We start from the raw sequence: 17,032 nt of genomic DNA, 5'->3' as shown, positions 1-17,032 counted from the left end.
TTTGGTGTATTATTTTAATTTTTACATCCAACGTCAGTTCGAGTGATTTGTGAAGCATGAGCAAATAGTATCGAGAACCATTGTTGTACGAAAGCTTCTCGATACAAAATTTCAGAAAGAGAAATTTCACTCGAAGTGACGTTATTGGTTGTTTTGAGTTTTGGTGTATTATTTTAATTTTTACATCCAACGTCAGTTCGAGTGATTTGTGAAGCATGAGCAAATAGTATCGAGAAGCATTGTTGTACGAAAGCTTCTCGATACAAAATTTTAGAGAGAGAAATTTCACTCCAAGTGACGTGAGTGGTTGAAACAAAAAAATCCCAATGCGTTAACATCAGGATTTTTTATTTCAATTTGTTGCGCTTATGTCTAAGCATACAGATTTAAGCTTGTACTAAACAGGTTTTTGCCAACTGTGCTTATGTTTTATTTAAAATAGTTGTGAAACTCTTTAAATTTAGTTTTTAATTCTTCCAATTGTGTTTCTGCCTCATTTGTAGAAGTCGTTGACATTAGCGTATGCATGTTATTTTCTATACCAAAGAAGAAATTATGTATTTGGTCAAATAATTCGCCAGTATAGTCATCTTCTAACATTATCGCTTTTGCATCGTTAAATATATCTTTTCCTAATTGATTATAATCTGCAATATCAGACGAGTCGTAATCATTTATTTTTTTAACAACAGCATTAATTTGTTCTATAGATTCTTTTTTTAGAACCCACTTTTCACCATTGTTTAATGTTAATGCACTACCATTCATTTGCATGTTCATTTTTGGTGCTGAACCAAAATCATAATCATACATTGTTTCTGCAATTAAATGTAACTCTGCTTCGTCATAGATTAGTTTAGGCATTAGATTAAATTTCTTCACTGCACCAGGCATTAATGTTTTTTCTAATGATGGGTTTTTAACAATGGCTACAACGGCATCAACGAATTCTGCTTTATTTGGATAGGTTGGTTTATAATGTTCTTGAATTCTTAACATTGGTGGTGCTATCATTTGGTCTTTTTTTGAAGGCTCTGGTTTTTCAAAATGACAGATATAGCACTTTTGTTTCATTAATAGATAACCCTTTTCGTTCAATTGAGTATTTTGTCCCAATGCCTCATTTGTATTTTCGGCTTTTGCGTAAGGCGTATTTTTTTGATTGGTGTTACAGCTTATGAATCCTATAAGTAGTATAACAATAAATAGATTTGTTTTCATAGTATATTTTACCTGTTTCTTATTAATTATAGCGATTGGAGTGTTTATAATTTGAGGTAGTTTTTATTAGATATAACTTTTCTAATTGTTTGCTTAAAGATAGAATAGGAGATAGGATGAAAAGATGACTTATGTCATCATTTAGTTTAAGTTATTTAGCAGCTATATTACACAGATAAATCGCGGTTATCATTGACGTATAAGCATAAAAAATCCTGACGCGTTAACATCAGGATTTTTTAGAATTTTATAATAAGATGGCTGCTTTCGCAGACATTTGTTACTCAACAAGTACCCATTCGCCTTTATCAATTAAAGGAATGGCTTGTTTGTATTTTACATCTTTAGTTTCTCCACTCATTACATGCTTAATTGTTACTTTATCATTACGACCAATTTTTGGTTGGTCTCTAACAATAGTTTCTACAACTTGCTGTTGGCGAGAAGCGCCTTCACCTACTTGTCTGCTTTGAGATGAGCGTTCATCTAAATTAGGAATCTCGTCTTTTTTAGTTTCTAATTTTTCTTGCTTACGTGCTCTTGCTTCTTGAATAGTATCTGCTGTTTCTTGTGGAATTTCCCCTTTAAATAAGAATGAGATAACATCTTTATTTACTTGGTCAATCATCGCTTTAAACAGCTCAAAAGATTCAAACTTATAAATTAATAATGGATCTTTCTGCTCGTGTACAGCTAACTGAACCGATTGCTTTAATTCATCCATTTTACGTAAGTGTACTTTCCAAGCATCATCTACAATGGCAAGTGTAATGTTCTTTTCAAAATCATTAATTAACTGTTTCCCTTTTGTTTCGTATGCTTTTTCTAAATCGGTAACCACTTGTAAATTCTTAACACCATCTGTAAATGGTACAACGATACGCTTAAACTTATCGCGTTGTGTATCGTATACATTTTCAATTACAGGAAATGCTAAATCTGCCGCACGTTGCATTTTTTCTCTGTAGTGCTTAAAAGCTGCTTTGTAAATTACACCTGCAATTTCTTGAGCTCCCATTTTTCCGAATTCAGCTTCAGAAATAGGTGATTCCATAGAGAAGTAACGGATTAATTCAAACTCAAAGTTTTTAAAATCGTTAGCATCCTTATTGTTGATTGCAATACCTTCGGAGGTATCAAATATCATGTTAGCTAAATCTACTCTAAGACGTTCACCATGTAAGGCATTACGACGACGTTTGTAAACAACTTCACGTTGTGCATTCATTACATCATCATACTCTAACAAACGCTTACGTACACCAAAGTTATTCTCTTCTACTTTTTTCTGTGCACGTTCAATAGACTTCGAAATCATGCCGTGTTGAATCACTTCACCTTCCTTAAGTCCCATTCTGTCCATCATCTTAGCAATACGCTCAGAACCAAATAGACGCATCAAGTTATCTTCTAAAGACACATAGAATTGTGAACTTCCTGGATCTCCTTGACGACCAGCTCTACCACGTAACTGTCTATCTACACGACGAGAATCGTGACGCTCTGTACCAACAATGGCTAAACCACCTGCTGCTTTTACTTCGTCACTTAATTTAATATCTGTACCACGACCAGCCATGTTGGTTGCAATAGTTACTTGGCCAGCATTACCAGCTTGCGCTACAATGTCTGCTTCTTTTTTGTGTTGTTTTGCATTTAAGACGTTATGAGGAATCTTACGAACACTTAGTAGTTTTCCTAAAAGCTCTGAAATTTCAACGTTTGTTGTACCAATTAAAACTGGTCTTCCGGCTTGAGATAAAGCAGTAACTTCATCGATAACGGCATTGTATTTTTCTCGTTTAGTTTTGTAAACTAAATCGTCTCTATCATCTCTTGCAATTGGTCTGTTGGTAGGGATTTCAACTACATCTAATTTGTAGATTTCCCAAAGCTCACCAGCTTCAGTAACCGCTGTACCTGTCATACCAGACAGTTTACGGTACATTCTAAAATAATTTTGAAGTGTTACTGTAGCAAAAGTTTGCGTAGCAGCTTCAATCTTAACATTTTCTTTAGCTTCAATAGCTTGGTGAAGTCCGTCAGAATAACGACGACCATCCATAATACGACCTGTTTGCTCATCTACAATCATTACTTTGTTGTCCATTACAACATATTGATTGTCTTTTTCGAATAAAGCGTAAGCCTTAAGTAATTGGTTAAGCGTATGTATGCGTTCTGACTTTACATTAAAGTCTCTAAATAAATCTTCTTTAAGATTTGCTTCTTCTTCAGATGATAATCCCATGGCTTCAATCTTAGAAATCTCCATTCCCATTTCTGGCATTACGAAGAAATCTGGATCATCTTCACCAGAGAGGAATTCTACACCTTTATCTGATAATTCTACCTGATTATTTTTTTCGTCAATTACATAATAGAGTTCTGCATCTACTTTAGGCATTTCTCTATTGTTGTCTTGCATGTAGAAGTTTTCTGTTTTTTGAAGTAATTGCTTAATCCCTTCTTCAGATAAAAACTTAATTAATGCTTTGTTTTTAGGAATACCTCTGTAAGCTCTCAATAATTGAAAACCACCTTCTTTAGTGTCACCAGCAGCAATTAATTTTTTTGCTTCTGCTAAAACACCTACTAAATATTTACGTTGTACTTCTTCAATAGCATTTACCTTAGGTTTTAAAGCATCAAACTCGTGCTCGTCACCTCTTGGTACAGGACCAGAAATAATTAATGGTGTACGTGCATCATCGACTAATACAGAATCGACCTCATCGACAATTGCATAGTGATGCGGACGTTGTACTAAATCGTCTGGCGAGTGCGCCATGTTATCACGTAAGTAATCGAAACCAAATTCGTTATTTGTTCCGTATGTAATATCTGCGTTATAAGCTTTACGACGTGCATCAGAGTTTGGTGTGTGGTAATCGATACAATCGATACTCATACCATGAAACTGAAAAATAGGTGCCATCCACGCGCTATCTCGTTTTGCTAAGTAATCATTTACGGTTACTAAGTGAACACCTTTGCCAGCTAATGCATTTAAGTATACAGGTAATGTTGCTACTAACGTTTTACCTTCACCAGTTTGCATCTCTGCAATTTTTCCTTGGTGCATTGCAATACCACCAATAAGTTGAACATCATAATGAATCATGTCCCAAGTAATTGGTTTACCTGCAGCATCCCAAGAATTTGCCCAAATTGCTTGGTCGCCTTCTAGAGTAACATAATCATGTGCTCCAGAAATTTCTCTGTCAAAAGCGTTTGCTGTAACAGGAATTTGAGTATTGTGAACAAAACGTTTTGCTGTTTCTTTTACAACTGCGAATGCTTCAGGAAGAATATCGTTTAAAACACCTTCAGTTACTTCGTAGATTTCATCATCGATTTTATCGACTTCAAGATACATGTCTTCACGTTCGTCAATATCTTCTGTTTCTTGAGCTTTAGCTAAAAGATCATCTTTTTTAGTTTGAAGCGGTTTTCTAGCTTCAGCAATGATAGCTTTAAATTCTGCTGTTTTTGCTCTAAGTTCGTCGTGTGATAAAGCTTCTAATGCTTTCTCAAAAGTTTTTATTTTTTCAACAATTGGCTTAATTGTACCAACGTCTTGTTGGGATTTGTCTCCAAGAAAAACTTTAAGTACTTTATCTAAAAAGGTCATATTTTATATTTTGTAATAGATTGGTTGGTTACAATCTTTGTTTTTGTTTCAGTTAGTTTGTTTTAAAAACACCCCTAAAGTCCCCTCAAGGGGACAATAGGCAAGATTAAACTTTATAGTTTCTGATTAAGTTTTAATGTCAAATTAAAAAGCATCCGAAAATAAAAAAAGTCTCTTAGGTATAGAAACGCAAGAGACTTTTTTGTGATAATTTTATGTGTTAATATTCATCCTCATTCCAGAGGTAATCTTCATCAGTTGGGTAATCTGGCCAAATTTCTTCAATTGAGTCGTAAGAATCTCCTTCATCTTCAATTGCTTGTAAATTTTCAACGACTTCTAATGGAGCTCCTGTTCTAATTGCGTAGTCAATAAGCTCATCTTTGGTTGCTGGCCAAGGCGCATCACTTAAATAAGATGCTAATTCTAATGTCCAATACATAATTGCGTGTATAATTTAATTTTTGCAAAAATAATTCTTTAGTTGAACAATTCAAGAAAAAATTAAATTAATTAGCTCTTAGGATAAATATTTTATTTTATTTGTCTCGCTGAACATTTATTTTTGTGAATCTTGAATTAATCAAAGTTCATTTATAAATGTTTAATCATTAATAGTAAGAACGTGTAATATTCAACATGTTTAGACTAGAATATTGCATTATTCACGGTCTAAAGGCTTTGAGTTTATGAATTCTTTTGAGGGATCCATTTTATCTCTTCGGCTTGTAAATCATAGGACAACTTCCGTGCCAATACAAAAAGATAGTCAGAAAGTCGATTGATGTACATTAAAGTTTCAGGTTGAAACGGTTCTAAGTCATTAAGATGTGACGCTAAACGCTCAGCTCTACGGCAAACTGTACGTGCAATATGACAGAATGACACGGTTTGGTGTCCGCCAGGTAATACGAAATGCGTCATAGGAGGAAGGCTATCTTCCATAAGATCCATTTCCTTTTCTAACTTCTCAATATCGTTATTAGATATCTTCGGGATATTTAAGCGTGCTTTTCCGTTTTTTAATTCGGCTTTCTCGGGATCCGTGGCCAAGATTGCGCCAACGGTGAATAAGCGATCCTGAATATGCATTAACGTATTTTTGTATAATTGATCTATATCTTGATCTCTTATGAGTCCTATATGAGAGTTGAGCTCATCAATAGTACCGTAACTTTCTATTCTTATATGGTGTTTTGGGACACGTGTGCCACCGAAAAGTGCGGTTGTGCCTTTATCTCCTGTTTTTGTGTATACTTTCATGTAAACAAAGTTAAGAGTTTAAGTTGTATGCTGAAAGTTTTTAAACATTAAGAGCCAAGAGCCAAGAGCCAAGAGCCAAGAGCCAAGAGCCAAGAGCCAAGAGCCAAGAGCCAAGAGCCAAGAGCTAAAGACTACTGATTAAAAGTATCACTCTCAATTACACCATCACGTAAACGAATTACGCGTTTAGCGTGTGCAGCGATTTCTTCTTCGTGAGTTACCATAATTACGGTATTTCCCTTAGCATGAATCTCATCGAAGAGTGCCATGATTTCGGTTCCAGTTTTAGAATCTAAATTTCCTGTTGGCTCATCTGCTAAAATAATAGAAGGTTTATTTACCAAGGCTCTTCCTACAGCAACACGTTGTCTTTGTCCACCAGAAAGTTGGTTGGGTTTATGATCCATTCGGTCAGCAAGTCCAACATCAGTTAAGACCTCTGTAGCACGTTCATTACGCTCTTTTTTAGATGCTCCTGCATAAATCATTGGTAAGGCAACATTTTCTAAAGCTGTCGTTCTTGGTAATAGGTTGAAGGTTTGGAAAACGAAACCAATCTCTGTGTTTCTAATTTCGGCAAGTTCATCGTCTGTCATTTCGCTCACATCGTTACCGTTTAGGTTATAAGAACCAGCAGTTGGTGTGTCTAAGCAACCAAGTAAATTCATAAGTGTAGATTTTCCAGAACCAGAAGGTCCCATAATTGCTACATATTCGCCACGTTTTATATCTAAATCAATGCCTTTTAAAACATGAACAATTTCTTGTCCTAATTTAAAATCTCTGATGATATTTCTAATTTCAATGACGTTGTCACTCATAATTAAATAGTCTTAGTTGCTTAAATGCTCTGCAAGATACTAGTTTTTGCAGTAATTTCTTAATAAGACGTCAAAGTTGTAAGTATGTTACAATCTAATTTTAAAATGTTCTTTTACTTGTTCTTTTCTGAAAAATACGAAGCCTAAATAAAAGCAATCTACAGTGACTTTAACGGATTCATGGTTTTTGATATACTCCCAAGCTTCTGTCATACCTTTTGACCAATAAATATCATCGAAAACAAATACGGTGTCATTATGAATTTTGGGCAATAAAGCTTCAAAATATTGAATAGTGGCTTCTTTGTTATGGTGACCATCAAAGAAGATAAAATCATAATTCTTGTCGGTTAAATTAGGAATAGCATTTGTGAAATTATCAACTTCGAAATTCACATTTTTAACATCTAAATTATCGAGTTTAGATTTGGCAAAAGTTGAAGTGTTTGCGCAGCCTTCAATAGTTGTAATATTTGCTTTCGGGTTAGCGATACTAAGCGCAAAAGTTGCCATACCCAAAGAAGTGCCTAATTCTAAACTGTTTTTAAAATCGAAATATTTAGCTACACGATAAAGTGTTTTTGTGTTTTTTACAGAGCTACTAGACGTTTTTGCCATTTGGCTTATTTGCCGTTGTTTAGTATCGAGTTTTTTGGAGCCTTCTCCTAAATCTATAACCTGAAGTAATGAATCTGAATTTAGTAAATCAGTTCTATATTGATTTAGTATTTCGTAATCATTGAATTTCGTTTTATCGTACAAACATTTGGTTACAAAATTGTAAACAAAAGGAGAATGAACTCCATGTTGATTGGTCGACTTTGTTAGAAATTTTAGGTATGCTATTATTTGGTACACTTTATTTTTTTTAACCTTCTAACTTCTCAGATAACTCAAACCAACGCATTTCTTTTTCTTCAATAGTATCAATAATAACTTGAAGTTTATCTGATAGTTTTTTAATTTGGTCTTGTGATAATTCAGGATTATTAAATTTTGCCTCTAAAGCTTTTTTGTCTAATTCTAGAGATCTTATTTTAGACTCTAAATTTTTATGTTCTTTTTGTTCGTTGTAATCTAATTTGTTGGCTTCGTTTTTCTTTACCGCTTTTGTATTATCAGTTTTTTCAACCTGTACAACTTGCTCTATTTGTTTAGCTTTACTACTATCATAAGCTCTGAAATCTGAATAATTACCTGGGAAATCATCAACAACACCTTCGCCTCTAAAGACAAACATGTGATCCACAATTTTATCCATAAAGTATCTATCGTGAGAGACCACTAATAATACGCCTGGGAAATCCATAAGGAACTCTTCGAGGACATTTAAGGTTACAATATCTAAATCGTTTGTTGGTTCATCTAGAATTAAAACATTTGGATTCTGAATTAAAACCGTACATAAATACAATCGTTTTTGTTCTCCTCCACTGAGTTTTTCTACAAAATCCCATTGTTTTTTTCTGTTGAATAAAAACTTTTCAAGTAATTGCTGCGCACTTATTTGTCTGCCTTTTGCTAATGGAATATAATCTCCAAATTCTTTAATGACATCAATAACTTTTTGATTAGGTTTAGCTTTTATTCCACCTTGAGTGTAGTAACCTATTTTCACAGTTTCACCAAGTACAACTTTACCACTGTCTGGCTGCATGGTTTGTGTTAGAAGATTAAGAAATGTAGATTTCCCAGTACCGTTTTTCCCAATAATACCAATACGTTCTCCTTTTTTAAAGGTGTATTCAAAATTATCTAAAATAGTTTTGTCTTTAAACGATTTAGAAACATTATGAAACTCAATGATTTTACTCCCAAGACGTTCCATATTAATATCTAACTCAATTTTATGGTCATTACGACGTTGGTGCGCTTTAGATTTTATTTCGGAGAAATCATCAATTCTACTTTTAGATTTTGTAGTACGCGCCTTTGGTTGGCGACGCATCCATTCTAATTCTTTTTTAAAGAGTTGTTTAGCTTTGCCAACTTCGGTAGTTTGGTTTTCTATACGTGCTTCTTTCTTTTCTAAGTAATAAGAATAATTTCCTTTGTAGGTATGTAATTCACCATGATCTAATTCTACAATTTCATTACAAACACGCTCAAGAAAATAACGATCGTGCGTTACCATAAAAAGTGTTTGTTGTGTTTTTGCAAAGTATTCTTCTAACCATTCAATCATTTCTAAATCGAGATGATTGGTAGGTTCATCTAAAATTAAAATATCCGGTTTGCTTAATATTACTTGAGCTAAAGCTAAACGCTTTTTTTGTCCTCCAGAAAGTGTGCCTACTTTTAGACTAAGATCGTCTAGTTTTAGTTTAGATAAGGTTTGTTGGTATTGAGTTTCAAATTCCCAAGCATTATCTCTATCCATTGCCTCAAAAGCAAGTTGATAAGCGTCAGCATCTTCAGGGTTTTTTAAAGCATGTTCGTATGCTTCAATAGTTTTTATTATTGGAATGTCTGAAGCGAATATGGTCTCTTCGAGTGTGAGCTTAGGATCTAAGTCGGGTTCTTGATCTAAGAATGCTAAACGCAGACCTTTTCTTACGACTATTTGGCCGTTATCTGGTGCGTCTTTCCCTGCTAAAATATTTAGAATGGAAGTCTTTCCACTTCCGTTTTTAGCTACAAAAGCAATTTTCTGATCTTTATGGATACTAAAGGATAAATCTTTAAAAAGTACTAACTCTCCAAATGATTTTGATATGTTTTCTACGTTGAGATAATTCAAATTTGTTTTTTTTAAAATGGAATAAAACCAAAAACAAAAGTAATTGTTTTGTTATTACTATTGATACATTATATTTGTCTTTAAAGATCCATTGTTTATATGAAGCATATAAAGCTTTTAATCATTTTATTAAGTTGTGTTATTGTTTCCTCTTGTATCCCTCACAAAGACACGATTTATTTGCAGAATAAGGAAAATTCTTCTAACGATACAATACTTTATAACTTAAATGAGATTCAGAAACCATATAGAGTTCAAATTCATGATATTCTTAACGTAAAAGTAAAAGCAATAGATCAAGAAACTGTTGCTATATTAAATCCAAGTGGAGAGGATAATTTAAACGCTAATAGTGAAGAACGTGCTTATTTTGATGGTTTTACGGTTGATGTACATGGTAATATAAGAATTCCTACTTTAGGATATTTAAATGTTTTGGGTTTTACTACAGAAGAGATTGAAAACATAATAGAGAAGAAGTTACTCGATGAGCAGTTTAAGGCAACAGCAAATATTTTTGTGACTGTTAAGCTAGCTGGTCTAAGATATACGGCAAATGGAGAAGTTGGTAGTCCAGGGAGTGTTGTTTTGTTTAAAGAACGTGTCAATATTTTTGAAGCTATCGCTAATGTTGGCGAGATTCCTGTTACCGGAAATAAGAAAGCAGTAAAAATTATTAGACAATATCCACAAGGGCAAAAAATACATACCTTAGATTTAACAGATATTAGAGTGATGCAATCTCCTTATTATTTTATTCAACCTAACGATATAATATATGTAGAGCCATTAAGGCAAAAATCTATTGGAACAGGTGAGACAGCTGTATCAAGTATATCTACTATTGCTACCATAGTGTCTTTATTAACTACTTCTGTATTACTTTTTTCAAGATTATAATTAATGAAAACAAGAGATTACGACGAGATCGAAGAAATGGAGAATCAAGGCGTTAGTTTTGATTTTAAAGGGTTTTTGTTTAAGGTTTTAAACCTATGGAAACTTGTATTATTATGTATTGGTGTTTCTTTATTGGTAGCTTATTTTATTAATGTAAGAAAAGAAAGTATTTATAGGTTGGATTCTTTGATTACTATAGATAATGATCAAAATCCTTTTTTTACGGCGAATACAAGTATTTCGTTTAATTGGGGAGGCGTTTCTGGTAAAGTGGGAAGTATTTTAACAGAGATTAAAACTAGAACCCATAATGAGCTAGTAGTTGATTCTTTAGAGTTTTATAAGCAATATCTTTTTCAAGGAAAATATCATCTTGTTGATATTTATAAAGCTGCTCCTTTTTACGTTGAAACAGATAAGTCTAAGCCACAAGCTTTAGGTAAAGCTATTGGGATTAAAGTCATAGATAGTAATACTTACGAGTTGTTTTATGAATTTACTAGTCGTCAGGTATTATGTCAAGTATTTGAGTCAAAAGAGAAACAGACAGTTCAAGTTACTCCTGGTTTATTTTCAAAAGTTTATAAATTTGGAGAAGTTGTTAATACTTCTTTTTTTAATGGGATTGTAAATATTAAATCAAATTTTGCCGCAACAGAAGGAGATACTTATTTTGTAAAGTATCTAAATTTTGATGGTGTAGTAAATCAGTATAAAAATAGTATTAAAATTGAGCCATTCTCTAGAGAGTCTTCTTCTGTTTTAAAATTGTCTTTAATTGGGAAGAATAAATCAAAAATTGTTGATTTCTTAAATGCAACTTCAGCAATACTTAGTAGAACAGAATTAGAAAGAAAAAACCTCTATGCAACTAATACCATAAAGTTTATTGATAGTAGTCTTGGAGCTGTAGGTACTAGCCTAAAGGCTGTTACTGATGAAATGAATGACTTTAGGAAAGTTAATAAGGTATTTAATGTTGAGGAAGAAATAAGTCAGATTTCTGAACAACTAAAAATTTATGAACAAGAAAAATTATTAGAAGAGTCTAAGCTCAACTATTTGAATACATTACAAAATTATTTAATTACAAAAACAGATTACACAAAGTTAGCGGCTCCAACTTCGGTTGGTATAGAAGAAAGTAATATATTAAGTGGTGTAGGTAGAATAATAGGACTTTCAGTACAACGTAGAAATTTAGAATATTCTACCAAAGAAGGTTCAATTCTTTTTGAAGATTTAGATCGCCAAATTGATACCGAAAAAAACGTTTTATTAGAAACTATTAGTGCTACAAAGCAGACTATTGGCGTACAATTAAATACTATAGGAAGAAAAATCGCTAATTTAGATTCTAAACTTACAGAACTTCCAGAGGGACAACAAAAATTCTTAAAGATACAAAGAGAACTAGATTTAAGTAGAGAGGCCTTTGATATATACCAAGCAAAACGAGGGGAAGCGGCAATCGTAAAAGCTGCCAATATTTCTGATATTACAGTGATAGATGAAGCTAAAGATATAGGTAATGCTCCAATAGGACCAAATAAAATCCTCAATTATATGATGGGTTTAATGGTAGGTTTCTTCTCTCCTTTATTTTTGATTTTTGTAATTTACCTGTTGGATAATACAATCCATGGGTCTGATGAAATCGCCAGAATGTCGAATATTCCTATTTTAGGTTTAATAGGTAAGTATCGATATAAGAACAATTTAGTGGCTTATGAAAAGCCAAAATCCGCTGTAGCAGAATCGTTTAGGGCAATTAGGTCTAGTTTACAATTTATCTTTAAAAATAAGAATACAGAAACTAGAGCCAATACATTGATGATTACGTCTTCGGTAAGTGGTGAAGGGAAAACATTTACTTCTATTAATATTGCTACAGTATATGCCCTTTCTGGAAAGAAGACAATTCTCTTAGGGTTAGATTTACGTAAACCAAAAATATTTGATGATTTTGAAATAAATAACGAAAAAGGGATTGTTAATTACCTTATTGGTGACAGTGAGTTAGACGATATAATTACAAATACTCACATTGAAAATTTAGACCTTATTACTTCTGGTCCAATTCCACCTAACCCTTCAGAATTGCTAATGGGAGATAAGTTAAAAGAGGTTATAGAAAGTTTTAAAAAACAATATGATATAATTATATTAGATACGCCTCCACTAGGTTTGGTGACTGATGCATTGGAGTTAGTTCAATACGCAGATGCAACGATTTTTATGGTGAGGTTAGATTATACAAAAAAAGGAATGCTTCAATTAGTTAATGCTAAACATAGATCTGGCGAATTGAAGAATGTGAGTTTCGTTCTTAATTTCTATAAGCATAAAAACAACTTTAATTACGGTTATGGTTATGGCTACGGTTATGGCTACGGCTACGGTGTTTATGGAAGTGCATATCATGAAAAGGATAAATATTCATTTTTAACTAGAATTAAGAATTTGATTAAAAGAATTTAACTTGTATTAACTCCTATATCATTGATTACCAAAACTCAACTTCGGATTAAACGTGTTTTTGATTTTTCCCTAGTTATCGTATTTTTCCCTTTTTTATTAATACCTATTATCATACTAATAGTAATTGGTACTATCGATACAAAAAGCTACGGTATTTATACTCAGTATCGAATTGGTCAACACGGAAAACCTTTCAAAATTTATAAAATAAGAACTTTAAAGGATGGAAAACATCAGTTAGGTCATATGAATAAATATGCATCTAAAGTTGGTGTGTTTTTAAGGAAGTCCAAATTAAATGAACTTCCTCAATTGTTTAATGTACTAATTGGAGATATGAGTTTTGTAGGGCCAAGACCTGATTTAAAGGGGTTTGCTGACGAATTAAAAGGTGAGGATAGAATTGTATTATTGGTCAAACCAGGTATTACTGGTCCCGCAACTCTTAAATATAAGGATGAAGAACGCGTATTAGAACGTCAAAAAAATCCTGAACACTACAATAGAACGATTATTTGGGTAGATAAAGTGAAAATCAATAAAAAGTACGTTGAGAATTACAGTTTTTACTTAGATTTGACACTCATTTTAAAATCTATTTTAAACAAATGATAAATTCAGAAGATAAAATTGCAATCATAGGATTAGGTTACGTCGGTTTGCCGCTTGCCGTAGAGTTTTCTAAAAAATTCTTTGTAGTTGGATTTGATATTAATAAACAACGTATCAGTGAATTAAATAACGGAATCGATAAAACTTTAGAGGTTGAAAACGATAATTTGAAATCTGTTTTAACTACAGATTTGAATGCTGAGAAAGGGTTATATATAACTGATAATATAGAAGCTTTAGCAAAAACTAATTATTATATTATTACTGTACCAACGCCAACAGATGCATTAAATAAGCCAGTGTTTACTCCCTTAATTAAAGCGAGCGAAACAGTTGGTAAAATGTTAAGCAAAGGAGATATTGTAGTTTATGAATCAACAGTTTATCCAGGAGCAACCGAGGATATTTGTATTCCGGTTGTAGCTAAAACTTCCGGATTAGTTTATAATGAAGACTTTTTTGCAGGATATTCTCCGGAAAGAATCAATCCAGGAGATAAACATCATACCGTAACTAAGATTCTTAAAGTAACTTCTGGTTCTACACCTGAAGTAGCAATTAAGATAGATAATCTTTACAATCAAGTGATTACTGCAGGTACGCATTTAGCACCTTCTATTAAAGTTGCTGAAGCAGCTAAAGTTATTGAAAATTCTCAAAGAGATATTAATATCGCCTTTGTAAACGAATTATCTAAAATCTTTAGGTTATTAGATATTGATACAAAAGCTGTATTAGAGGCTGCAGGGACAAAATGGAATTTTTTAAAGTTCTCACCAGGTTTAGTAGGTGGGCATTGTATAGGAGTAGATCCTTATTATTTAGCTCAAAAGGCAATTGAATCAGGTTATAATCCAGAAATTATATTAGCTGGTCGTAAAATGAATGACAGTATGGGTGGCTACGTTGCTACTGAAACTGTAAAAATGATGATTAAAAAAGGGGCAACTATAAAAGGGTCGAAAGTACTTGTACTAGGTATTACTTTTAAAGAGAATTGTCCAGATATAAGAAATTCTAGAGTTATTGATATCATTGAAGAGTTAGAAACATATCATGTTAACGTTGATGTTTATGATCCATGGGCTTCAGCAGAAGAAGTAAAACACGAATATAATTTAGATTTAATTAACGATTTCAGTCAATTAGGTTCAGATTATGATGCTGTAATATTAGCTGTTTCTCATAACGAATTCTTAAAATTAGATATAACCAAATTAAAGTCACAAACGGGTGTTGTTTTTGATGTGAAATCATTACTTCCAATAGAATCCATAGACGCAAGATTATAATAAGATGTACTCAAATCCACACCATACAACAGACCTTTCAGAATTAAGTTTTTTAATTACTGGAGGAGGAGGCTTTATAGGTTCTAACCTTACAGAATACCTGCTAAAGTATAATGCTAAGAAAGTTAGAGTTTTAGATAATTTTTCTAATGGTCATCGCGATAATTTGACTGAATTTATGGATAACCCAGCTTTCGAATTAATCGAAGGTGATATCCGTGATATTGAAACCTGTAAAACCGCGATGGATGGTATTGATTATGTCTCTCATCAAGCGGCTTTAGGTTCTGTACCACGTTCTATTAATGATCCGGCAACTACTAATGAAGTTAATATCTCTGGGTTTTTAAATATGATGATAGCTTTAAAAGATAGTCCTAGCGTTAAACGTATGGTCTATGCTGCATCTAGTTCTACTTATGGAGACAGTAAAGCTTTGCCAAAGGTGGAAGATACTATTGGTAAACCATTATCACCTTATGCTGTAACAAAATATGTTAATGAATTGTACGCAGATGTATTTGGTACAACTTACGATACCGATGTTATTGGTCTTCGTTATTTTAATGTTTTTGGTCCTAAACAAAGTCCAAGTGGTGCTTATGCAGCAGTAATTCCATTATTTATGCAAGCTCTTAAAGATAATGAGCCTTCAAAAATTAATGGTGATGGTGAGCAAACTAGGGATTTTACTTTTATAGATAATGTGGTGCAAGCAAATGTAAAAGGTTTTTTTGCTTCAAAAGAAGCTAAGAATGAAGTGTTTAACGTAGCATGTGGAGAGCGTATTACTATTAACTATCTATGGGATTCTTTAAGAATAGCGGCAGAATCTGAATTAAAAGCTATTTACGGCCCGAATAGACAAGGAGATGTAAGAGATTCTCTAGCGGATATATCAAAGGCGCAGAATCTTTTAGGTTATAAGCCTAAATATACAGTAAGAGAGGGGTTAAAGATTACTTGGGATTCATTTAATTAATAATAATTGTATTCTTCAATTTGTTTTTTTCGTTTTAATTAATAACTTTCGTTTAGATAATTTTTAGTTCAATTATATTTCCCGAAATATATAAACTTTAGCATAAACGCTATGTTTTAATGACAAACATTTTAGTTACGGGAGGTGCAGGTCAGTTGGGAAGTTCATTGGCTTCAAAGTTAGCCAAGAATAAAAAAACTACAGTTGTAATAATTGATAACCTATCAACAGGAGAAAGGTCAAAAATACCAATTAAATCGAATATTAAATTTATTAAAGCCGATGTCAACAATTATAATGATTTGATGTCAATATTTGCCGCTTTCAAATTTAATTATGTATTCCATTTTGCTGCAGTTGTTGGTGTGGAAAGAACTTTAGAAAATCCAATAAACGTATTAGACGATATTGAAGGAATAAAAAAATATCTTGTAGTTGTCTAAAAACTCAGTAGTAGAGCGTGTATTTTATTCTAGTTGGTCTGAAGTCTATGGAGAACCATTTGAGATTCCTCAAAATGAAATGACAACACCATTAAATTCTAGACTTCCATATGATATAATGAAAAATGTTGGAGAAGCTTTCTTTAAAGCCTATCAACGCGAATATGGATTAGATTATACAATTTTTCGTTTTTTATACATATGGACCATTTCAGAGTAATGACTTTGTGATGCATAGGTTTATAAAATTAGCCATGAATAATCAACCAATTCCTATTTATGGAAAAGGTGACCAAACAATATCATTTTGTTACATTGATGATAATGTTGATATATGTATTAAAACATTACATGAAAATAGTTACGTTAATGATGTGCTTAATATTGGTAATGAAGTTGAAATTAGTGTTTTAGATTTGGCTAAAAAGATTATTAGTATAACAAATTCGAAATCTGAAATAATTAATCTTCCATCATTAAAAGAAGGAGATATGACAAGAAGGTGTCCAGACATTACAAAAATGAAAACATTATTAGGTATAAGTCTAGTGTCATTAGAAGATGGTATAAAAAAGATGATGTATTATTACGATACTTATACTATTCAAAAAGCTTAGTGATTGAATTATTTTCCGATGTTCAT

General features: G+C 32.6%; 13 protein-coding genes and 1 pseudogene. 7 read left to right on the top strand and 7 right to left on the bottom strand.

The features are described from left to right. Window positions 1-429: 429 nt before the first annotated feature. From Q0807_RS13655 to Q0807_RS13625, 7 genes are all read right to left on the bottom strand, one after another. The gene (locus tag Q0807_RS13655; protein ID WP_299110628.1) at window positions 430-1,221 is read right to left on the bottom strand and encodes a hypothetical protein; all 792 of its coding nucleotides are present in this window, start codon (window positions 1,219-1,221) and stop codon (window positions 430-432) included. A 280-nt stretch (window positions 1,222-1,501) separates the two neighbouring features. Further along, window positions 1,502-4,855, bottom strand: a complete 3,354-nt coding sequence (secA, locus tag Q0807_RS13650; RefSeq protein ID WP_299110625.1) for a preprotein translocase subunit SecA — start codon at window positions 4,853-4,855, stop codon at window positions 1,502-1,504. Window positions 4,856-5,075: 220 nt separating this feature from the next. Continuing rightward, entirely contained in the window at window positions 5,076-5,297 is a 222-nt protein-coding gene (locus Q0807_RS13645) for a DUF2795 domain-containing protein (RefSeq protein ID WP_008272287.1), read from the bottom strand. 245 nt (window positions 5,298-5,542) lie between these two features. After that, window positions 5,543-6,118 carry a cob(I)yrinic acid a,c-diamide adenosyltransferase gene (locus tag Q0807_RS13640; protein WP_299110623.1) on the bottom strand — a complete coding sequence of 192 codons (576 nt, stop codon included), beginning with the start codon at window positions 6,116-6,118 and terminating at the stop codon, window positions 5,543-5,545. 131 nt (window positions 6,119-6,249) lie between these two features. Beyond that, window positions 6,250-6,939, bottom strand: a complete 690-nt coding sequence (locus Q0807_RS13635; RefSeq protein ID WP_299110621.1) for an ABC transporter ATP-binding protein — start codon at window positions 6,937-6,939, stop codon at window positions 6,250-6,252. Between the two features lie 87 nt (window positions 6,940-7,026). Then, a complete protein-coding gene (locus Q0807_RS13630) occupies window positions 7,027-7,797 on the bottom strand; it encodes an O-methyltransferase (protein WP_299110619.1) in 771 nt (256 codons plus the stop codon). A gap of 10 nt (window positions 7,798-7,807) precedes the next feature. Continuing rightward, window positions 7,808-9,679, bottom strand: a complete 1,872-nt coding sequence (locus Q0807_RS13625) for an ABC-F family ATP-binding cassette domain-containing protein (RefSeq protein ID WP_299110617.1) — start codon at window positions 9,677-9,679, stop codon at window positions 7,808-7,810. Between the two features lie 99 nt (window positions 9,680-9,778). Here Q0807_RS13625 and Q0807_RS13620 point away from each other — a divergent pair, with 99 nt between their 5' ends. From Q0807_RS13620 to Q0807_RS18950, 7 genes and pseudogenes are all read left to right on the top strand, one after another. Beyond that, on the top strand, window positions 9,779-10,579 hold the full coding sequence (locus tag Q0807_RS13620; protein WP_299110615.1) for a polysaccharide biosynthesis/export family protein: 801 nt from the start codon (window positions 9,779-9,781) through the stop codon (window positions 10,577-10,579). Window positions 10,580-10,582: 3 nt separating this feature from the next. Beyond that, the gene (locus Q0807_RS13615; protein ID WP_299110613.1) at window positions 10,583-13,060 is read left to right on the top strand and encodes a polysaccharide biosynthesis tyrosine autokinase; all 2,478 of its coding nucleotides are present in this window, start codon (window positions 10,583-10,585) and stop codon (window positions 13,058-13,060) included. Window positions 13,061-13,081: 21 nt separating this feature from the next. Then, on the top strand, window positions 13,082-13,672 hold the full coding sequence (locus Q0807_RS13610) for a sugar transferase (protein ID WP_299110611.1): 591 nt from the start codon (window positions 13,082-13,084) through the stop codon (window positions 13,670-13,672). Further along, window positions 13,669-14,964, top strand: coding sequence for a nucleotide sugar dehydrogenase (locus Q0807_RS13605; RefSeq protein ID WP_299110609.1), 1,296 nt, complete (start codon window positions 13,669-13,671; stop codon window positions 14,962-14,964). The genes Q0807_RS13610 and Q0807_RS13605 overlap by 4 nt, the downstream gene beginning before the upstream one ends. A gap of 4 nt (window positions 14,965-14,968) precedes the next feature. After that, window positions 14,969-15,946, top strand: a complete 978-nt coding sequence (locus tag Q0807_RS13600) for an SDR family oxidoreductase (protein ID WP_299110607.1) — start codon at window positions 14,969-14,971, stop codon at window positions 15,944-15,946. A 119-nt stretch (window positions 15,947-16,065) separates the two neighbouring features. Beyond that, on the top strand, window positions 16,066-16,389 hold the full coding sequence (locus Q0807_RS13595) for an NAD-dependent epimerase/dehydratase family protein (protein WP_299110605.1): 324 nt from the start codon (window positions 16,066-16,068) through the stop codon (window positions 16,387-16,389). Continuing rightward, window positions 16,382-17,006: pseudogene (locus Q0807_RS18950) on the top strand (NAD-dependent epimerase/dehydratase family protein). The gene Q0807_RS13595 and the pseudogene Q0807_RS18950 overlap by 8 nt, the downstream one beginning before the upstream one ends. The last annotated feature ends 26 nt before the right edge of the window (window positions 17,007-17,032 follow it).

It is taken from the genome of uncultured Winogradskyella sp., from assembly GCF_947495255.1.
In the GTDB taxonomy this organism is placed as follows: domain Bacteria; phylum Bacteroidota; class Bacteroidia; order Flavobacteriales; family Flavobacteriaceae; genus Winogradskyella.
Note: the sequence above shows the minus strand (reverse complement) of the source record. Positions and strands in the feature narration are given on the sequence as shown.